The sequence below is a fragment of the Nocardiopsis sp. SBT366 genome (assembly GCF_001083815.1).
Classification (GTDB): domain Bacteria; phylum Actinomycetota; class Actinomycetes; order Streptosporangiales; family Streptosporangiaceae; genus Nocardiopsis; species Nocardiopsis prasina.
The window spans coordinates 23,500-43,426 of the sequence record NZ_LAVM01000051.1; the positions used below are offsets into that span (position 1 = coordinate 23,500).

Here is a 19,927-nt window from a genome sequence, read left to right on the forward strand (position 1 = left end):
CCTGCCCGCGAACACACGTCCTCGGGGAGTGAACCCACTTGTGTGAGACCGCAGCCCCTCGACCAGTGCCCGCGCACCTCCCGACGGCGTCGGCCCCTCTCCACCGTCCCCAACGTCCGGCCAGTCCCATGGAAGAGTCCAGCAGTACCCCGTCCCGATCCACAACCGAGGGCCGTCCAGTGCGTCGGCGCTTCCCCGGTCTGGCCAGCCAGATCTCCTACGCGCGCAGGTTCGTCGCGCGGCAGCTGGCGGTCTCACCGGAGGTCACCACGGCGACGCTGTTGACCAGCGAGCTCGCCACCAACGCCATCACGCACAGCGACTCGGGCCGCGCCACCGGAAAGTTCGAGGTGTGCGTTCGGCGCGCGCCCGGGTGGGCCCGGGTGGAGGTCCGTGACCTGGGCAGCACGACGGAGGCGCCCACGCCCCAGCACCGGGATCCCTACGACACCGCCGAACACGGCAGGGGTCTGGATCTGGTGGAGGCGCTCGCCAGTAAGTGGGGGACCGAACCACGCCACGACGGCCGGGGCCGTCAGGTGTGGTTCGAGCTGGTGTGGGACGGCGACGACCAGGAGTCCGATCGGTCCGGCTGAGGAGCCGGTGCGGTTCCGGAGCAGGGCGTTTCCGGTCGTGAGGTCCGTGCGTCGCCGTGCCGGGGGCGTGTGCTGTCCTAGTCGTCAGCCGTGGTCGGTGCGGCCCCCTTGGGGTCAGCGGTGGTCACACCGGTGTCCGTGGCGGGCAGCCGGTAGCGCTCGTACAGCTCGCGTGCGTAGTCCTTGGCCTCCTGCGAGGGCTCGTCTCCGAGCTCGTCGCGAACGAGGTCATCCAGGCTCTTCTTCGAATCATCCATGGGGGGAAGCCTGCCTGGACTGGGCGGATAGCACAAATCGACATACCGGTGACACAGAGGAAGGGTCCTGGATCCCCTGACCCACAGGGCTTCTCGGTCATCCGGCGGACTCCGGGGCCCGGGTTCCCGCGACCTTCCGGACCTGGTCCGACGCCCCGACGAACGCGAGGAGGGTGCCCCGCACGACCCGCGTGCGGGGCACCCTCCTGTTGGGTGCCGTACCGGTGGGAGCTAGTTCCCTGTGGTTCCTCCGGTGGTGGTGTCCCGCTCCTGCGGGACGTCACCCGTCTCGCCGTCGGCCGTGGTGCCGTCGCGCGACTCCTTCGCCTCCGCCCGGGCACGGCGCCTGGCGCGGCGCCGCTCCTGACGGGCGGCCGACCTGGCCTCGCGCCGCTGACGGCGCACCTCCACCAGCTGGTAGAGGACCGGGACCAGGATCAGGGTGAGCAGGGTCGAGGTGACCAGACCACCGATCACCACGAGGGCGACCGGGGCGGAGACGAAGGCTCCGCCGCCCGCCAGGCCCGTGGCCATCGGGACGAGCGCGGCGATGGTGCCGACCGCGGTCATCAGGATGGGGCGCAGGCGGTGTCGCGAACCCTCGACGATGGCCTCGCTGAGGCCCATCCCCTTCTTCCGGTTCTGGTTGATCAGGTCCATCAGCACGATGGCGTTGGTGATCACGATGCCGATGAGCATCAGCATGCCGATCAGGGCGGCGGCGCCGATCGGTGTGCCGGTCAGCATCAGCAGGCCCAGCGAACCGGTGGCGGCGAACGGGACCGAGATGAGCAGCATGAGCGGCTGCATCAGGCTCTTGAACGTCGCGACCATGATCAGGTAGCAGATGATGACCGCGGCGAGCAGTGCCAGACCCAGCTGCGCGAAGCCCTCGGTCTGGTCCTGGCTGACACCGCCGAGACTGGCGGTGGCACCCGAGGGCAGGTCGATCCCGTCCAGCGCCTGGGTGATCTCGACGCTGACCGCGCCGAGGTCGGAAGCGGTGGGGTTGGCCGACACCGTGGTGCTGGTGACACCGTCGATGCGGGTCAGCTCCGGCGGCTGCTCGACCTCGGTGACCTCGGCGACGTCGCCGAGTTCGATCTCCTCACCGGTGGGCGTGGTGATCGGCAGCTCCTCGAGCTCGACCACGGTACCCGGCGCGTCCTGGACCAGGACGACGACGTCGCGGCGGATGTGCTCGATGGTGGCGTCACCGACGTCGCGGCCGTTGAAGGCGGCGGAGACGGTCTGGCCGACCATGCTCTCGTTGAGGCCGTACTCGGCGGCCTCCTCACCGTCGACGTGCACCTCCAGCGCGGGCTGCGACTGGGAGATACCGCTGGTGACGTCGTCCGCGCCGTCGATGCCGCGCAGTTCGTCCTCGATCATCCCGGCCGCCTCGACCAGGGTGTCCTGGTCCTCGGCGGTCACGCGGACCTCGATGCCCGAGCCGCCCATGCCGCCCGTGGAGTCCATGCGCGGCGGGTACTCGGTGTCGAGGTCGTCGAAGGTGTCCCGCAGGACGTCGCGGTTGCGGAGCTGGTCACTGTCGGGGTCGGCGGTGATCGTGTAGTCGATCTGGTCGCCGCCCCCGCCCATCATCGGGTTGCCGCCGATGTTGACCTGGTAGGTCTCGATCCAGGCCATCCCGGCCAGGGCTTCCTCGACCTTGACGGCCTCGGCATCGGCGGCCTCCAGGGACATGCCCGGTTCGAGCTCCTGGATGACCGTGTAGGTGTTCTCCTCTGCCTCGCCCAGCCAGTCCGTCTCGGAGTTGGCGGCCATGACGAGGGTGCCGCCGAAGATCGCCACCGAGGCGGCCAGCGTGACCACCGTGGCGACCCTGCGCTTGGTGGTGATCCACCGGATGACCGGCAGGTAGGCCCGCTGGAGCGGGGTGCGCATCTCGCGCTGGTGCGCGGCTCGCTCGATCTCCTCGCGGCTGGCGTCCCCGACCTCGGCGGGCCGCAGGAACCAGTAGCACAGGACCGGGGTGATGGTCAGGGCGACGAGCAGGGATCCGGCCAGGGCCAGGCTGCTGGTGACCGCGAACGGCATGAAGATCTCGCCGACCATGCCGCCGACGAAGGCCAGCGGGAGGAACACGGCGATGGTGGCGAAGGACGAGGAGGCCACGGCGGTGGCGACCTCGCGGACACCGTCCTTGACGGCGGTCATCCGTTCCTTGCCGTAGTCCATGTGTCTGCGGATGTTCTCCAGCACCACGATGGAGTCGTCCACCACCCGGCCGATCGCGATGGTGATCGCGGCCAGGGTGAGCATGTTCAGGGTGAACCCGAACACCTGCATGCCGACGAAGGCCGCCAGGACCGACACCGGGATGGACACCGCCACCACCAGGGTGGAGCGGATCGACAGCATGAAGACCAGGATCACGATGACCGAGGCGGCCAGGCCGTAGGCACCGGCCTCGAACATGTCCGTGATCGAGTCGTTGATGAAGGGCGCCTGGTCGAAGACGACGGCCAGGTTGATGTCGTCGCCGAGCAGGTCGGACTGCTGGTCGAGGACGTCCTGGACCCCGTCGGAGATCTCGACGGTGTTGCCGTCCGGCGTCGCCATGACCATGAGCGCGACGCTGGGGTCGCCGTCCAGGCGGGCGATGGAGGAGGCGTCCTCGGTCACCATCTCGACGTCGGCGACCTCGGAGATCTGCACGGGAGAGGGCGCCGGGGCCGGCGGGGCACCGGGCATGGCCGCGGACGGGTCCGCGCCCTGGGAGGGCTGCACCCACACGTCCTCGATGTCCTCGAGGCTGGTGAGCTGGTCACCGGTGGTGACGCTCAGGCTGCGGCCGTCCTCGTCGATGCTGCCGCCCGCCATCAGCAGGCCGCTGGACTCCAGGGCGTCGGCCAGGTCCTGGGTGCTGATCCCGGCGTCGGAGAGCTCGTCCTCGTCCGGGGTGACCTCGACGCGCTGTTCGGGGACGCCGGACAGGTTGGCCGAGCGCACGCCCGGGACCGACTCCAGTTCCGGGATGAGCACGTTCTCGATGGACGCGACCATCGACTGCTCGTCGCCGTTCTCGGAGCTGGCGGCCAGCATCATCACCGGCATCATGTCCATGCTCAGGGCCATGACGGAGGTGGAGGCGTCGTCGGGGAGCAGACCGGAGATCTGGTCGACCGCGACCTGGGTCTCGCGGACCAGGGCGTCCTGGTCGCGGCCGTAGTCGAACTCCGCCATGATCTGCGCGGACCCGGTGGTGGAGGTCGAGGTGATGGTGTCGACCCCCTCCACGCCCTGGAGGGCCTGTTCGAGGGGCTCGGTGACCTGTCCCTCGACCACCTGCGGTGTGGCGCCCTGGTACTGGGCGGAGACCATCACCATCGGCAGGGACATCTCGGGGAAGAGCTCACGCTTGGACGACATCGCCGCGAGGACGCCGAAGAGCAGGACGGCCAGGGTGATGAGGAGGACCAGCGCCCGGTTGCCGAGCGACATGACCGAAAGCCGGTTCACGCGTTCGTCCCTTCCGCCGGGTGGGCGGAGCCCCGAGTCGGGGGGTGTTCCGCGCGGAGGGCCGTTGGGGCCTGTCTGGACATGAGAGGTGATCGCTCCTAGCTCGCCGAGTGTGGGACGGCCGGACCGGGGTGTGCGGCGTTCGTTGTCGAGCGCGCGCTCACCCGTGCGGTCTCGGTGCCGATCCGCGAGGACGTGGGTGTGGGGGATGCGGGGTGTTCGTCCGCCTGGTACGGGGCCCGCGAGGGGCTGCGCATCCGCCGGGCGCACCACTCACCATACGTCGCGTTATATCGGAAGTTGAGCGGAACAAGGGAGTTCAGGGATCTCTCAGGGACATGTCAGCCTTCTGTCAGGGTCCCGTCCGACCAAAGTTAGGGACGTCCGCGGAAAGTCGCGGGTCACCCATCCCGAAGTGTGTGTTCGTGCACTCAGAACCCACGGATTCCTGTAACGGACATCACATGGCTGTTTCCGGCCCACCGAAACTCGCCGGGAGGCCGTGGCCCTCCCTGTGGACCGGGGGCGTACGACGGCGCGGCGCGGTGACTCAGACGACCGGCGCCTGTTCCCCTGGTTCCCCCTGGGAGTCCAGGGTCATGTGGGGCTGCGTGGTACCCCAGACGACACCGAGGAGGTCCTCCAGAGCGTGGGCCAGGGACGCGTCGACGAGTTCGTAGCTGACCTGGCGTCCGCGCGCCTGGGTCCTGACGAGTCCGCAGTCGCGCAGGCACGCGAGGTGGTTGGACACGTTCTGCCTGGTGAGGCCGAGCCGGTCGGCGAGCCCGGCGGGGTAGTCGGCCCCTTCCAGCAGGGCCAGGAGGAGGCGGCACCGAGTGGGGTCGGACAGGGCACGGCCGAGACGCTGGATCGCGGAGAGGCGCTGCTCGGAGGTCAACATGAAAATCATTGTACATCGTTTGCTGTATAGACAGCCCACGCTGTATAAACAGTGAAGGCTGAACTGTTTGACCGGAACACCCGGGCCCGCTGATCACCCGGGCCCGCCGCAGCAGACCGCCGCGACGCGTGGCGACGCCACCGCTCGCCGAACCGAGGAGGGAACCCATGGGCGCCGGACACGACCACGGCCCGATCACCGCCGGGGCCGCCAACAGCAGGAAGTTGGCCCTGGTCCTGGGGCTGATGCTCGTCGTCGCCGTCGTTCAGGTCACCGGCGCCGTGTTCAGCGGCAGCCTCGCCCTGCTCGCCGACGCGGGACACACCGTCACCGACTCCTTCGGGGTCGCCCTGGCACTGGCCGCCGTGTGGATCGCCGCGCGTCCCGCGACCAGCAAGCGCACCTTCGGTTTCCAACGGGCCGAGATCCTCGCCGCCGCCGTCAACGCGATCGTGCTGTTCGCCCTGTGCGCGTTCATCGTGATGGAGGCGGTCAAGCGGCTCAGCGAGCCCACCGAGGTGTCCGGGCTCGGCATGGTGGCCGTCGCCGCCTTCGGCCTGGTCATGAACATCGTCGCGCTGTTCGTCCTGCGCTCCGGCGCCAAGGAGAGCCTCAACGTCAAGGGCGCCTACCTGGAGGTCATGAGCGACGCCCTGGCCTCGGTCGGCGTGATCGTGGGCGGGCTGATCGTGTGGCTCACCGGCTGGCAGCAGGCGGACACCCTGGTCTCCCTGGGCATCGCCGCGATCATCGTGCCCCGCGCGTGGGCGCTGCTGAAGGAGGCCGTGCACATCCTGCTGGAGGCCACGCCCAAGGGCATGGACCTGAGCGAGGTCCGCGCGCACCTCATGGGGCACCCGGCCGTCATCGACGTTCACGACCTGCACGCCTGGACCATCACCTCGGGGGTCCCCGTGATGTCCGCGCACGTGGTGGTCGCCGAGGACGACCTGAGGGACTCCGGAAAGATGCTCGACGAACTGCACGAGTGCCTGACCGGGCACTTCGACGTGGAACACTCCACCCTCCAGCTGGAACCGCCGGGCCACGCCGACCACGAGGGCGCCCGGCACCCCTGAGGGGCTCCCCCTCCTCGCGGTGGGGCGGCGTGCCCGGACCGCGTGGCTTTGGCAGAATTGCGTGGGTCCCCGAGCGAGGAGAGCCCGTGTCACGCAGCCCCGAACACCAGGCACGTCAACGGTGAACCCACCGCCCGCACGCCGTCGCCCCAGGGCGCTGCGATGGTTCGCACGCGGCGCCTTCTCACTGCGGGGAGCGGTACGGAACCGGGGCCCGGCCACCACACGACACGTCACGCGGGAGCCCCGCGCCTGGCTCAAGCCCGCGCGGGTCTTCCTGCTGATGTTCGTGGCCGTCGACCTGGTCGGTGCACTGCTCCTCAGCACTCCGTGGGCCACGACGGACGGCCGCGGCCTCCCCTTCGAACAGGCCTTCTTCACGGCGACCTCGGCGCTCGCGGTCTGCGGGCTCAGCGTCGTCTCGATCGGTGACGACCTGAGCGGGTTCGGACAGGGCGTGGTGCTGGCGCTCATGCAGGCGGGCGGCATGGGCATCATGACCCTGGCCTCACTGCTCGGAACCGCCGTGATCCACCGGTTCGGGCTCCGGATGCAGCTCAACGTGCAGGCCGAGATGCGCACCCTGTGGGTCGGGGACGTGCGCGGGCTGGTGAGCCGGGTCCTGACGATCTTCCTGGTCTGCCAGGCGATCACCTTCCTCCTGATCACCCCCCGCATGTGGCTGGGCTACGACCTCACCTTCGGCCAGGCCGTCTACTCCGGCGTCTTCCACTCCATCTCGTCGTTCAACAACGCCGGGATGTCCCTGTACCCCGACAGTTTCGTCCGGTTCTCCGGGGACGCGTTCGTCCTCTTCCCCATCGCGCTCTCCTCGATCCTCGGCGGCATCGGCTTCCCCGTGCTGCTGGAGCTGCGGCGCCAGCTGCGCACCCCGCGCCGCTGGACCCTGCACACCAAGCTCACCGTCGCCACCACCAGCTTGCTGTTCGTGGTGGGAGCGCTGCTGGTCACCACGATGGAGTGGAACAACCCCCACACCCTCGGGCAGCTGCACTGGTGGGCCCGGATCACCGACGGCGTCTTCGCCGGGGTGATGCCGCGCAGCGGCGGCCTGAACTCCGTGCCCACCGGCGAGATGCAGGACTCCACCCTGCTGCTGACCATCATGCTGATGTTCGTCGGCAACGGCAGTGCCGGGACGGCGGGCGGGATCAAGGTCGCCACCCTCGCGGTCATCTTCCTGGTGGTGCTCGCCGAGGTCCGCGCGCACGACCGGGTGCACGTCTTCGGCCGTCAGCTCCCCTATGACGTGATCCGCCAGGCCCTGAGCCTGGTGTTCCTGTCCGCGACCGTGGTCGCGGCCAGCACCTTGCTCATGCTGTACGCCACCCGGTACTCCCTCATGCAGGTGCTCTTCGAGGTCGTGTCCGCGTTCGGCGTGGTGGGGCTCTCCACCGGGATCACCCCCGATCTCGCGCCCTGGAACCAGTACCTGATGGCGGTGCTGATGGTCGCCGGTCGGATCGGGCCCGTCACCTTCGTGACGGCCCTGGCCTTCCGCGACCGGCACCGCCGCTACGAACTCGCCGAGGCCCGGCCGGTCATCGGTTGAGCCGGACCCACTCGGCACTTCCCCGGAGGAGAGAGAACATGCCACACCGAGACAGATCAGACGACAAGCGCGTGCTGGTCATCGGCCTCGGCCGGTTCGGGAGTTCGCTCGCGCTGGAACTGGTCAACCGCGGCTGGGAGGTGCTCGGCCTGGACTCCAACCCCCGCCTGGTGCAGACCTACGCCGACGCGCTCACCCACACGGTGGTCGCCGACGTCACCGACGAGGAGGCGCTGCGGCAGATCGGCGCGGCCCAGTACGCGCGGGCGGTGGTGGCGATCGGCAGCCACCTGGAGGAGAGCATCCTCGCCACGTCCCTGCTGGTGGACATGGGGGTGCCCTCGATCTGGGCGAAGGCGACCAACCGCAGGCACGGGCGCATCCTGGAGCAGGTCGGCGCCGACCACGTGGTGCTGCCCGAGCACGACATGGGCGAGCGGGTGGCGCACCTGCTTTCCGGGCGGATGCTGGACTACGTGGTGCTGGACTCGGGCTTCGCGCTGGGCAAGACCCGGGCGCCGAAGTCGCTGCTGGGCAGGACGCTGCGGGAGACACGGGTACGACAGCAGTTCGGGATCACCGTGGTGTCGGTGAAACGGGTGGGGGCGTCCTTCACCTACGCGACCCAGGAGACCGTCCTCCACAAGGGCGACGTGATCGTCGTGGCCGGCCGCACCGACGATGTGGAGCGGTTCGCGGAGAGCACCTGAGCGGGGCTCGGCGATCACCTGGGCGGAGTCGTGGCTGACCAGGAGCTTTCCCACAAAGCAGACAAATTGACAACCGTTTTCATTTTCCCGATGATGGGTCCATGAGAACTCCCATCGCGCGCGCCGCCGCCCTCGGCGCCACCACACTCCTGATCGTCACCGGGTGCGGAACCGGCGGAGGTGGGACCAACGAGGACAGTGTCTCCCCCGCCGACGCGGACCTGACCGTCGTCACCGGCGTGTACCCGCTGGAGTGGCTGGCGCAGGAGATCGGTGGCGACGGCGTCGCCGTCGTCCAGCTCACCGAGCCGGGCACCGAACCGCACGACCTGGAGCTGACCGGCCGACAGATCGCCGAGGTCAGTGAGGCCGACATCGCCTTCTACGTCCAGGGGCTCCAGCCCGCCGTGGACGAGGCGGTCAGCCAGGAGGCGGAGGAGGCCGCTCTCGACGTGGCCGACGTCGTCGAGCTCCGCCCGGCCGCCGGCGCGGACGACGACCACGATCACGACCATGACCACGGCCATGACCACGGGGAGGACGGGGGGCACGCCGAGGACGACGGTCACGACCACGGCGACCTCGACCCGCACTTCTGGCTGGACGTGGAGCTCATGAAGGAGTCCGCAGAGGCCCTGGCCGAGCGGATGGGCGAGATCGACCCCGAGGGGGCCGACCGCTACCAGGAGGGGGCCGAGCGCGTCGTCGGCGAGCTCTCCACCATCGGTGACGCCTACGAGGACGGCCTCGCCACCTGCGAGCACCGCGAGGTGGTGGTCGGCCACACCGCCTTCACCTACCTCACCGAGCAGTACGACCTGGAGCAGATCGGGGTCAGTGGAGTGGACCCCGAGACGGAGCCCTCCCCCGCGCAGATCGCCGCGATCACCGACGTCGTCAGGGAGCGCGACATCACGACGATCTTCACCGAACCGCTGATGCCCGCCGCCACCGCCGACACCATCGCCGCGGAGACCGGCGCGCGGGTGGAGGTGCTCGATCCGCTGGAGGGAGTCACCGACCGGTCGCCCGGCGACGACTACCCGTCGATCATGCTCGGTAACCTGGACGCGTTGACCGCCGCGCTCTCCTGCGAGTGAGTCGAGGGGGTGCGCACACCCCCCAACGAGGCCCCGTCGGATGACCGGCGGGGCCTTTTGCTACCACAGGACATTCGACGCGGAGCGTCCTTTCCAATAACGGTTCCGCGATTGTCACATAGGGCCTGACCTGCATTGGAATGGGTTTGATCAGGCACTGAAGGCATCTCGATTACATGGCGCTTACATCCTCACAAAGCCCCGGACAAGTGGCGATGGTCACGCTATGCTCGGAAGAGTGTCAGTCCGATGCACGTGCATCTGGTAGTGCATCGGTACGCACATCCCCTCAGAGAGACCAAGGAGCTAGACGAACATGACCGCACACAACGGCATCCGCGCGACCGAGCTGACCGAGGCCTCCTGGCAGAAGGCCAAGCGCAGTAACTCACAGGGTGCCTGCGTCGAGATGGCCCGCCTCAACGACGGTTCGATCGCCATGCGCAACTCGCGTTTCCCGACCGGACCGGCGCTGGTCTACACCCAGGAGGAGATCGACTGCCTCATCCTGGGCGCCAAGGACGGCGACTTCGACAACCTGCTCGGCTAGGACGTGTTCCCCGGCTCCTGATCGGCGCACCCCGGGGCGGTGCGTCAGCCACGGCCTGGTACGCCTCACCCTTGCTCTCTCCCAGGTCGCAGGGCCTCCACGAACACCGAAGGGCTCCGTCCGAAACGGACGGAGCCCTTCACGCGTGTGTGGACCGGCCGGGCGGGGGGCGCCCTCGGTACCGGTGTCAGTTGCCTTCGAGGTCCTTCAACATGTCCTTGAGGAAGGAGAGGGTCTCGTCGGGGGTGGCGGCGGAGACACTGAGCCGCGTCATGGCCTTGGTGTAGGCCTCCACCGTGGCGGGCTTGTCGATGACCTCGCCGTCAGTGAGCTGTTCGAGGTAGACGATGTCGGAGAGTTCGAACTCGGAGTAGCGCAGCAGCGTGAAGGAACCGGCCTCCGCCGCGTGCGCGCCCACCTCGAAGGGGATGATCTGGAGGGTGACGTTCTCGTGGTTCTCGCAGAGGTGGATCAGGTGACGGAGCTGGCCGCCCATGATCGCCGGGCCGCGCTCCCTGCCCCCGATGGGACGGCGCACGGCCGCCTCGTCGAGGATGATCCACATCTTCTTCCCGGCTTCCAGGTGCTTCTGTCTGGTGAGTCTGGCCTGGATTCGCTGCTCGGTCACCATGTCCGTCTCGACCCCGCCGGAGATGATCTCGCGGGCGTACTCCTCGGTCTGGAGCAGGCCGGGTACGAACTGGGACTCGTAGATCCGGATCTGGTCGGCTGCCTCCTCGAAGCCCACGTAGCGGATGAACCACTTGTGGAGGGCGTCGCCGTACTCCTTCCACCAACCGGGCTTGTTGGATTCGGCGGCCAGTTCCCGGAATTGCTTGAGCAGCTTGCGGTCCGTGACGCCGTACAACTTCAGGAGGTCCTCGATATCACGGGCCTTGAATCCGACCCGGCCGAGTTCCATGCGGCTGATCTTGGAGGCGGAGGCGCGAATCTTCTCACCGGCCGCCTCGCGCGTGAGGCCGCTGCGCTCCCGATGCTTCCTCAGCTGGTGCCCGAGGAGCATGCGACGCACGGTGGGTCCACTCCCCTGACGCAATTGAGCGATATCCACCTTCGCCGCCTCTCTGTCATTCTCCGAACAAGGGTATCGGGTCGACCGAACCCCTTTGCCGGGCGGTCCGGACACTACACGTACACGATATAGCCCGCGTCCCGCCCGGCCCACGGATCGGTCCCGTCAACCCCTGCGACACGTCGGATCGCTGGGTGGACATCTTCCGGGGGCCGCCAAGCGGTCGGCCCCCGAGAACGGGGGCCGTGTCATCGACTCACACGAATTGCGCCCAAACGAACTTTCCGCCGGGCGGCGTGGGAATCACTCCCCACTCTCGCGCGAAAGCGCTCACCAGGGCAAGCCCTCTGCCACCCTCCATGCTCGGCTCCGCTTCCCTTCTGTGGGGCAAGCGATCTCCGCCGTCCCGAACAGCGCAGATGAATTCACCGCCGCTGCGCATGAGGGACAGCTGAATACCGGCTTCGCCCTGCCTGGTCAAGGCCAGGGGTCCACCGTGCCGTACCGCATTGGTGACCAATTCGGAAACGACCACCGCCACATCACCGGACAAGTACTCCATCCGCCATTCGAGGAGGAGGGCCGCGGAAATCTCGCGCGCGGCGGCCACCGCCCTGGGACGGGGCTCGAAGGTCCACGTGACGGCGTCGTGCCGGTCTCCGCAGACCGGGGTGTTCCAACGACGCGAACCGTGGGTCAGGACCCTGAGCCACCAGGCGCCGGTAGGCTTCGCCACCACCTCCGCACACTCCATGCCCTTCAACTCCTCACTGACGCTTCGCGCCGGGCCGCCGACGAATGGGGAGGCCCGTGCCGGTGCACGACCCGAATGCACGTGCATCTCGGCGTTGGAGGCAATCGTAGGCCACGCCCCGACAAAGTGCAGGCAAACGCGGACACGAACCCGAAAGGATTGCCGCTGCGCAGGTGGGAGGTATCGAAGAGCTGTCGCGCAGGCGTTACCCAGGTGTTTCGCAAGTGCGGCGCAACCACCACCCGGGGACGTACCGACCGGTAGGCATGTGGATAGGATTCCCCAGCGCCCAGCACACGAATTACGGAGGTAACACCATGTCCCCAACGCCTCGTGTGGCGATCGTGACCGGCGCGGCCCGTGGTATCGGCGCCGCGACCGCCGAGCGTCTGGCCCGTGAGGGCCGAGCCGTCGCCGTGCTGGACCTCAGGGAGTCCGACGCCCAGGAGGTCGCGGACCGGATCACCGACGCCGGAGGCACGGCCGTCGCGGTGGGTTGCGACGTCTCGGACGAGGACCAGGTCGCCGCGGCGGTCGACACCGTCGCCGAACGCCTCGGCCCGCCCGCGATCCTCGTCAACAACGCGGGTGTGCTCCGCGACAACCTGCTGTTCAGGATGTCCACCGACGACTGGGACACGGTCCTCGGCGTGCACCTGCGCGGATCGTTCCTGATGAGCAGGGCCGCCCAGGCGCACATGACCGCCGCCAAGTGGGGCCGGATCGTGAACCTGTCCAGCTCCTCCGCGCTGGGCAACCGGGGCCAGGCCAACTACTCGGCGGCCAAGGCCGGGCTCCAGGGCTTCACCAAGACCCTCGCCGTTGAGCTGGGCAAGTTCGGCGTCACCTGCAACGCGGTCGCCCCCGGGTTCGTCGAGACCGCGATGACCCGCGCCACCGCGGAGCGGATCGGCATCGACTACGACGACATGAAGGCCTTCAAGTCGGCCGAGATCCCGGTCCAGCGGGTCGGCTACCCGGAGGACATCGCCAACGCCGTCGCGTTCTTCACCGGTGAGGACACCGGGTTCGTGTCCGGGCAGGTCCTGTACGTCGCGGGCGGCCCCCTGGACTGACCGGTCCCGCGCCACAGGGCGGGTGTCCCCTTTCGGCGGGGCGCCCGCCCTTCGTGATTCACGTGGCCGGAACCGGCCATCCCGCTTCCGACGCCGGGGCGCTAGGAGTGCGGTCCCTCCGGCTTCGGGCGAACAAGCACCTCGGTGATGGTCCTGCCGTTGGTCTGCGCCACCTCGGCCGTCCAACCGCCGAAGTCCACCCGTTCCCCCGCCCTCTGGGGGATGTGCTCCAGCACGGCGAGGATCAACCCGGCCACGGTGACGTAGTCGCCCTCCGGCGGGTCCGGGAGGTCCAGGTCGAGGTCGGACAGGTCGTGCACCGGGTAGGTACCCGGCAGCGTCATCGACCCGTCCTCGTGCCGCCGGACGACGCGGACGTCGGTGTCGGTCTCGTCGTAGATCTCCCCGACGATCTCCTCCAGCAGGTCCTCCAGGCTGACGATCCCCTCGATCCAGCCCATCTCGTTGACCACCACGGCGAGCTGCGCGCGTTCCTCGGTCATCCGTTCGAGGGCCAGGGACACCACCAGCGAGTCGGGGAGCAGCATCGGCTCCCGAGCGACCTCACGTACGCTTCCCGAGCCCCGAACGAGGTCGGACCAGTGCACCACGCCGAGGACCTCGTCCAGGTCTGCCTCGGCCACCACCGGCGCCCTGGAGTGCCCGTGCTCGGCGAGCATCCCCAGGGCGTCGTCGGTCGGCGTCCCGGCCGGGATGGTGAACACCTCCCCGCGCGGCACGACCACCTGGCGTAGCCGCCGGTCGTCGATCTCGAACGCACCCGTGATGATGGTGCGCTGTTCCTGGGTGATGCCGCGTTGGGAGGCGAGCATGTCCCGCAGCTCCTCCTCCGAGATCTCCTCCCTGGCGGCCGCGGGGTCACCGCCGGTCAGTCTCACCAGCAGGTCGGTGGACGCGCTCAGCAGCCACACCACCGGGCGGGACAACGTGGCCATCAGGTCCAGGGGGCGGGAGACCGCCAGCGCCCAGGTCTCGGCGCGCTGCATCGCGACGCGTTTGGGCGCGAGCTCCCCCAGCACGAGCGTCACGAACGTGAGGACGACCGTGACGAGGACGACCGACACCGGGGCCGCCGCGGCACCGAGGAAGCCCAGGGGTTCGACGAGCGGACGCGCGAGGGACACGGCGGCGGTGGCGGAGGCGAGGAACCCCGCGAGGGTGATGCCGATCTGGATGGTGGCGAGGTAGCGGTTGGGGTCTCCGGCCAGGCGGGCCACGGCCCTGCCGCCCGCCCCGCGTGCCGCCAGCTGCTTGACCTGCCCCTCGCGCAGGGTGATCAGTGCGATCTCACTGCCCGAGAAGAGCGCGTTGACCAGGACCAGGGCCAGAACCAACCCGAGCTGTACCCCGTAGCCATCCATGTTCCGCCGTCTCCCCAGTGGTGGACCCGTGGATCATTACCCCTCGTCTCCTCACCCTGACACAACGTGCTGTTCGGGCCCCCTCCACGCACCGTGGTCCGCGCTCTTTGTCGGGGGCCCGGGCACCCGGTGCCGACCGCTGCCCCACGTTCGGAGTGAGGGTCGGTGGCCGGAGCGAGGTCGTCGCGGGGGCCAGGCGTGGCCTCGATGGCTTCGGTGACCTCGGTGACCAGTTCCTCGACGAGTTCGATGCCCTGGGTGTAGCCGGGGTGTCCGTCGGACAGGACCGCCACCAGGTACTCGCGGTCGGGTCCGCGGACGTGTCCGACGCTGTTGATGATCCACGTGCCGCCGTCGGACCCGTTCGGAGTCCAGCCGTTCTTCACCCCCACGGTGTCCCCTGGGGCGGCGACCGCGGAGACTCCCCAGGCCTGTTCGGGGGCGACCGACTCCATGAGCCCGCGGACGTGGGCGCGGTCGTCCTCGGAGAGCGGCCCCTCGTCGGTGTACAGGGCGCGCAGCAGGCGGACCTGGTCGGCGGCGGTGGTCTTCGTGGCGCCCCAGCTCCCACCCGCGTCGGGTCCCGTGCCGGTGAACCCGAGGCGCTCCGAGTGACGGCGGAACCCGTCGGTGAAGCCGAGCCGGGAGTAGAGGAGGTCGGTGACCGAGTTGTCGCTGTACCTGATCATCCGTTCGGCCCGGTCGAGCTCGTCCTCGGTGAGTGCGCGGCCCTCCTCCTCGGCGTTCATGAGGAGCATGGTGAGGATGGTCAGCTTGGCGACGCTCGCGGTGGGGAACCGCTGGTGCGACTGGTGACTGAAGGTGGTGCCGGTCCGCAGGTCCTGGACCGCGATCCCGAACTCGGCCGCGTGCTCGGCGTCGAGGGCCTCGACGCGTTCGGTCAGGGCGGCCCGCTCGTCCGGGGGCAGGGCCGTGCCTCCCAGCGCGATGGTGGGCGGCTGCCGGGGCGGGGCAGCCAGTTGGGCGATCCGCGCGCTCCCGGGGGGCACTGCCTCGATCTCGGGGAGCGCGCCGGGCAGGGACGTGCCCATCAGGAGGGCGACGAGGACGGCGGTCGCGACGGACCGGGCTCGTCGATCGGTGGAGGGAGGCCGGGGCACACGATCACCGGTTGCACCGTTGAGGGGGTCTCACGGCCATTATTCCCGGACAACCAGCGCGAATCACCCGTCCGATACCGAATCGGTACCGGTGGGTCAGTCCGTTCCCAGGCGGGTTTCCTCGTCGATTCCCCGGGCCACCAGGGCCTCACCGGTGGCGTCGGCCATCCGGAGCAGTTGGACGATCACCGGCACCACCAGCAGGTGGGGCCGCCCGGACAGGCCGCGTGCGCGGTACCCCTCCCGTGCGGCTCGCCAGGCGGTGGCGACCATCGGGATCGACCGCACGGTCAGCGCGAGCACCAGGGCGACCCGGTCGGGGTTCACGCCCACGTGGCGCAGCGGGCGGGCGAGGCGTTCGAAGAGGTCCAGCATCTCCCGCACACGGGTCGTGAGGGTGACGGAGTTGGCCAGCAGCACCAGGGTGGCGAGCTGGGCGCAGAGCCGGAGCCCCTCCTCCCAGGCGCCGAACAACGCCTGGAACGTCCCGATGGCCAGGAGGAACGGCCACAGCGCCCGCAGGACTCCCAGGGCCCGGCGCGGGTGCAGGCCGACCAGCGGATACACGACAAGGCTCGCCGCGAGGGCACCCAGGGACACCCACGGGTCGCCGGCGACCAGCAGCGCCGCGCCGACCACCAGAAGACCCAGGAGCTTGGGCCCGGCGGGGATCCGGTGCAGCGGGCCCGTGCCGGGCACGTACAGACCGATCGCGCTCACGTGGCGCCGTCCGCCTGGTCCATGAGCTTGGTGTAGAAGGTCACCGCGTCCCCGGGGGCTCCGTCGAACGCCACCCGGCCCTCGGCCATGACCAGGACCCGGTCGAAGCCGGAGAGCAGGTCCAGGTCGTGGGTGAACAGGACGACCCGCTGTTCGAGCCCGGCCAACGTGCGGTGCACCATGCGGGTGTTGCTCAGGTCGAGCAGGGTGGTGGGTTCGTCACAGACCAGGATCTCGGGCCCGGTCACCAGGACCGAGGCCAGCGCGAGGAGCTGCTTCTGGCCTCCGGAGAGCAGGTGTCCGGGGTGGTCGCGGTGGTCACCGAGCCCGTACCGCTCCAGGACCTCGTCCACGCGGCGGGCGGTCTCCTCCCTGCCCAGCTTCAGGGAGCGCAGTCCGATCTCCACGTCCTCGGCGACGGTCGGCATGATGATCTGGTTGGCGGCGTCGGAGAAGACGAACCCGACCCTGCGCCGGACCTGCTTCGCGTGCCGACGGGTGTCCCACTCCCCCAGCGAGACCCTGCCCGCGTCCGGCAGCACCAGGCCGTTCAGGGTGCGGGCCAGGGTGGACTTGCCCGATCCGTTGGCCCCGATCACACCGATGCGGTGCTCGGTCAGGTCGAGGTCGACGTCCCGCAGCACCGCGCGGCCGTCGTAGGAGTGCGAGACTCCTTCGAGGCGCAGCATCAGTCGTTCTCCTGGGAGACCCGGTCGTCGATGACCGGGCGGCCCGCCGGGGGAATCGGGTAGGCGCGGAAGACGGCGCTGGCGATCGCCGCGGTCGCCACGGCCTTGACGATGTCGCCCGGAAGGAAGACCGCCATGGACAGGGCGGCGGCGAGGGCGCCGTCCCCGAGGACCACCGCCATCCAGGGGACGCCGATCGCGTAGATGACGACGATCCCGCCGAGCAGGTTGATGAGCAGGCCCCGCAGGAATCCGTACCTCCCGTGCGCCACCATGCGGTCGGTGAGGAAGCCGATGACAAGGGCGGCGAAGATCCAGCTCACGATGAACCCGGCCGAGGGCCCGGCCAGGACGGAGAGCCCGCCGCGACCGCCCGCGAAGAGCGGCAGCCCGGCCAGTCCGAGCGCCAGGAAGGCGGCGATCGCCAGGCTGCCGCGCTTCCACCCGAGGAGGCTGGGGGCGAGCATGATGCCCAGTGTCTGGAGGGTGATCGGCACCGGCCCGATGGGGATGGCGACGGTGACGCTCAGCGCGGCGATCAGCGCGGCGAACACGGCGACGAGTGCGAGGTCGCGCGCGGTGAGTCCCCGGTAGCGGACGTGGGCCGTCACGGTGGTGGGCATGCGTGGTCACCTTCGGGGAGGAGTCGGGAGCGGGTCACCGTCCATTGTCCGTTATGCGGGGTCGACCGGCAGGGGGCGGGGCGTACAGAAGCTCGGCGCGGGTGTTGTAGGGGTTCGCCCAGGGCCCGGGTCACAGTGGGTGCACCGGGCCCCGGGATCCCCCTCGATCTCAGCCCTGGGCGGCCTCGGCGCGCTGGATGCGTTTGATGGGGACCGGCAGCACGCAGACGGGGACCGGCAGGTCCAGGTGGTGGCCGGTGTCACTGGGAACGCCGGTGTCCGGGTCGATGCGCAGCGACATCAGGGAGTCCCCGTTCTGGGCGGCCACGACCAGGTGGTCGGGTTGTCCGTTGTGACCCCGGACCACGGTGAAGTGGCGGGGCCAGGCGCCCACGGGGGTGTCGGCCAGGTGCTCCAGGCGGGCGCCCTCGTCGCGGACGGCGAAGGTCGAGACCGCGTCCGCGCCGCGGTTGGACACGTAGACGCGCCCCTCGTAGGTGGTGGTCATCGGCAGGGCGTCGCCGTCGGCGATCTCACGGCCCTCGACCTTGAGCCGGTGGAGCGCGATCTCGGCCGGGAAGTTGTCAGGGAGGGGGTCGCCCACGGCGGGCACGGACCCCAGGTGCTCCCCCGTGCCGTTGCGGGGGTTCCAGCGCACGACGTGCACACGGGAGTCCAGTTCTCCGGCGACGTAGACGTGGCGGCCGTTGACCGCCATGTGCCGGGGTCCCGTTCCGGAGGGCAGGCGCACGGTGCCCAGGAGGCCCTCGTCGATGGCGGGCGCCGGGCCCTGGTTCTCCTCGTTGAGCGGGGTGGGGTAGTGGTACACGCGCAGTTCGTCCGTGCCCAGGTCCGCGGCGAGCAGGTAGCGCAGGCGGGGGTCGTCGGAGTCCAGGACCACGGCGGTGCTGTGCGCGTGCGGCCCCTCCTGGCGGTCGGAGACCGGTCCGTGGCCGCGGTGGGCGAGTTCGCGGCGGGGTCCGGTGGGAGCTCCGTCCTCACCCGTGGGCTGGAGGGTCACCACACCGTCGGCGTAGTTGGCCACGGCCACCCGTTCGGGGCCCAGGTAGCGGACGTGGCAGGGCGAGCCTCCGCCGGTGGGCACGGAGCCGAGTTCGGTGAGTGTGGCGTCGCCGTGCACCCGGAAGGCGGTGAGCGAGCCCTCGGCCCGCTCGTTGACCGCGTACACCGTGGGAGGGTCCGGCCGGAAGGCGAGGAACGAGGGTCCGGTCGTACGGGCGGCGACGCCGTCCGAGGTCAGTTCTCCGGTCTCGGGGTCGAACCAGACACGGTGGACGCCCTCGCCCTTGCCGGGCGGGTCGGAGTCGGGCGTGTAGGTCCCCACGAGCAGGAGCCGTCGTGGTGTGTCCACAGGGTGTCTCGTTTCCGTCGCCTCGGGCAGGATCGTGGTCCAGACCACGGCGGGAATGCTACCGCCCCCGTCGTCGGCGGGGAAGGACGCGCGGGTCGGCCCAGGGGCCCGGTCCAACTGGGGTTACAGAGAGAAACCCCTGTCTCACGTAGCCCTTCTGTTACAGTTCCTCCTCGACAGCCCGATTCACGGTGGTCAGGTCCCCCTCACTCCGACCTGCCCTTTTCGTCTCCGGGTTCCGGGCCTCGGCGAGGCCGCGAACGGAAACCGTTTCGGCGCTGCACCCGCGGGATCGCGTGCGCCCCCGCGGAGGAAGACCACAGCCAGAGGAACCCGAACCTCGGTACACGGCTCCCCCATCGCGTTCCGTGGCTCCCCGCTCACCTGAAGTCTGGACCCGTCTTGACCCATCGCTCCCTGTCCGAAGTGCCGTTGCCCGACCAGGAGATCATCGAACTGGTCCGCCAGTCCTGTGTGGACATCCCCGAGGGCTCCACGCGTCTGGCCCGGTCCTTCTACGAGAACCTCTTCTCGATGGTCCCCGAGGTGCGGGGCATGTTCTCCGAGGACATCAAGCCCCAGCAGCAGCGCATGGCCGACGCCCTGTTGTCCGTGGTGCGACATCTCGACAGCCCCGACGAGGTCGCCCACTACCTGCGCCGCCTGGGTCGACAGCACCGCATCGAACTCGGTGTGCTGCCCGAGCACTACCCGCACGTGGGCCGTGCCCTGGTCCGCGCGGTCAGCGAGGTCTCCCCCACCTGGTCGTCCTCGATGAGTTCGGCCTGGGTGCTCGTCTACCAGTGGATCACCGCGAACATGATCGCCGGGGCCGAAGAGGCCCCGAACCCCGCACGGGCGTCCCACCGACGGCGCTGACGCGGCCCCACCCCACCCCCCCCCCC

18 protein-coding genes and 1 pseudogene are annotated in these 19,927 nt (G+C 69.6%); 8 read left to right on the top strand and 11 right to left on the bottom strand.

Going from position 1 to position 19,927, the window contains the following annotated elements:
- The first annotated feature begins 128 nt into the window (after positions 1 to 128).
- Entirely contained in the window at positions 129 to 596 is a 468-nt protein-coding gene (locus ADX84_RS16460) for an ATP-binding protein (protein WP_199776617.1), read from the top strand.
- Between the two features lie 77 nt (positions 597 to 673).
- Here the strand turns inward: ADX84_RS16460 and ADX84_RS16465 are convergent, their stop codons facing one another.
- From ADX84_RS16465 to ADX84_RS16475, 3 genes are all read right to left on the bottom strand, one after another.
- A complete protein-coding gene (locus ADX84_RS16465) occupies positions 674 to 853 on the bottom strand; it encodes a hypothetical protein (RefSeq protein ID WP_049575108.1) in 180 nt (59 codons plus the stop codon).
- Between the two features lie 231 nt (positions 854 to 1,084).
- The gene (locus ADX84_RS16470; protein ID WP_199776620.1) at positions 1,085 to 4,321 is read right to left on the bottom strand and encodes an efflux RND transporter permease subunit; all 3,237 of its coding nucleotides are present in this window, start codon (positions 4,319 to 4,321) and stop codon (positions 1,085 to 1,087) included.
- Positions 4,322 to 4,889: 568 nt separating this feature from the next.
- On the bottom strand, positions 4,890 to 5,240 hold the full coding sequence (locus tag ADX84_RS16475) for a helix-turn-helix transcriptional regulator (RefSeq protein WP_199776618.1): 351 nt from the start codon (positions 5,238 to 5,240) through the stop codon (positions 4,890 to 4,892).
- A gap of 167 nt (positions 5,241 to 5,407) precedes the next feature.
- Between ADX84_RS16475 and ADX84_RS16480 the strand changes: the two genes are divergently transcribed.
- The 5 genes from ADX84_RS16480 (at position 5,408) to ADX84_RS16500 (ending at position 10,252) form a co-directional block, all read left to right on the top strand.
- Positions 5,408 to 6,319 (top strand): cation diffusion facilitator family transporter, encoded by a 912-nt coding sequence (locus ADX84_RS16480; RefSeq protein ID WP_049575116.1) that lies wholly within the window; start codon positions 5,408 to 5,410, stop codon positions 6,317 to 6,319.
- 283 nt (positions 6,320 to 6,602) lie between these two features.
- Positions 6,603 to 7,892 (top strand): TrkH family potassium uptake protein, encoded by a 1,290-nt coding sequence (locus ADX84_RS16485; protein ID WP_053107305.1) that lies wholly within the window; start codon positions 6,603 to 6,605, stop codon positions 7,890 to 7,892.
- A 38-nt stretch (positions 7,893 to 7,930) separates the two neighbouring features.
- Positions 7,931 to 8,602, top strand: coding sequence for a TrkA family potassium uptake protein (locus ADX84_RS16490; protein ID WP_049575119.1), 672 nt, complete (start codon positions 7,931 to 7,933; stop codon positions 8,600 to 8,602).
- 101 nt (positions 8,603 to 8,703) lie between these two features.
- Entirely contained in the window at positions 8,704 to 9,702 is a 999-nt protein-coding gene (locus ADX84_RS16495) for a metal ABC transporter substrate-binding protein (RefSeq protein ID WP_049575122.1), read from the top strand.
- Positions 9,703 to 10,018: 316 nt separating this feature from the next.
- A complete protein-coding gene (locus tag ADX84_RS16500) occupies positions 10,019 to 10,252 on the top strand; it encodes a DUF397 domain-containing protein (RefSeq protein ID WP_017543722.1) in 234 nt (77 codons plus the stop codon).
- A gap of 187 nt (positions 10,253 to 10,439) precedes the next feature.
- Here the strand turns inward: ADX84_RS16500 and ADX84_RS16505 are convergent, their stop codons facing one another.
- Both ADX84_RS16505 and ADX84_RS16510 read right to left on the bottom strand, forming a co-directional pair.
- Positions 10,440 to 11,276 carry a helix-turn-helix transcriptional regulator gene (locus ADX84_RS16505; RefSeq protein ID WP_049575125.1) on the bottom strand — a complete coding sequence of 279 codons (837 nt, stop codon included), beginning with the start codon at positions 11,274 to 11,276 and terminating at the stop codon, positions 10,440 to 10,442.
- 265 nt (positions 11,277 to 11,541) lie between these two features.
- Entirely contained in the window at positions 11,542 to 12,039 is a 498-nt protein-coding gene (locus tag ADX84_RS16510; protein WP_049575129.1) for an ATP-binding protein, read from the bottom strand.
- A 317-nt stretch (positions 12,040 to 12,356) separates the two neighbouring features.
- On the opposite strand from ADX84_RS16510, the gene fabG reads away from it, so the two are divergent.
- Entirely contained in the window at positions 12,357 to 13,115 is a 759-nt protein-coding gene (fabG, locus tag ADX84_RS16515; RefSeq protein WP_049575132.1) for a 3-oxoacyl-ACP reductase FabG, read from the top strand.
- A gap of 101 nt (positions 13,116 to 13,216) precedes the next feature.
- Here fabG and ADX84_RS16520 read toward each other — a convergent pair whose 3' ends face one another.
- From ADX84_RS16520 to ADX84_RS16545, 6 genes and pseudogenes are all read right to left on the bottom strand, one after another.
- Positions 13,217 to 14,497: a hemolysin family protein gene (locus tag ADX84_RS16520; protein WP_049575135.1), complete on the bottom strand. Its 1,281-nt coding sequence runs from the start codon at positions 14,495 to 14,497 to the stop codon at positions 13,217 to 13,219.
- Positions 14,498 to 14,661: 164 nt separating this feature from the next.
- Positions 14,662 to 15,618, bottom strand: a pseudogene (locus ADX84_RS16525) (serine hydrolase); the annotation flags it as partial.
- Between the two features lie 96 nt (positions 15,619 to 15,714).
- Positions 15,715 to 16,338 carry an energy-coupling factor transporter transmembrane protein EcfT gene (locus tag ADX84_RS16530; RefSeq protein ID WP_049575138.1) on the bottom strand — a complete coding sequence of 208 codons (624 nt, stop codon included), beginning with the start codon at positions 16,336 to 16,338 and terminating at the stop codon, positions 15,715 to 15,717.
- Entirely contained in the window at positions 16,335 to 17,027 is a 693-nt protein-coding gene (locus ADX84_RS16535) for an energy-coupling factor ABC transporter ATP-binding protein (protein ID WP_049575141.1), read from the bottom strand. The genes ADX84_RS16530 and ADX84_RS16535 overlap by 4 nt, the downstream gene beginning before the upstream one ends.
- Complete coding sequence (locus ADX84_RS16540; protein WP_049575145.1) at positions 17,027 to 17,650, bottom strand: biotin transporter BioY; 624 nt, start codon at positions 17,648 to 17,650, stop codon at positions 17,027 to 17,029. Before ADX84_RS16540 ends, ADX84_RS16535 begins: the two co-directional genes overlap by 1 nt.
- Before the next feature lie 169 nt (positions 17,651 to 17,819).
- Positions 17,820 to 19,022, bottom strand: coding sequence for a lactonase family protein (locus ADX84_RS16545; protein ID WP_049575148.1), 1,203 nt, complete (start codon positions 19,020 to 19,022; stop codon positions 17,820 to 17,822).
- A 402-nt stretch (positions 19,023 to 19,424) separates the two neighbouring features.
- Here ADX84_RS16545 and ADX84_RS16550 point away from each other — a divergent pair, with 402 nt between their 5' ends.
- Entirely contained in the window at positions 19,425 to 19,901 is a 477-nt protein-coding gene (locus tag ADX84_RS16550) for a globin domain-containing protein (RefSeq protein WP_049575151.1), read from the top strand.
- Positions 19,902 to 19,927 lie beyond the last annotated feature (26 nt).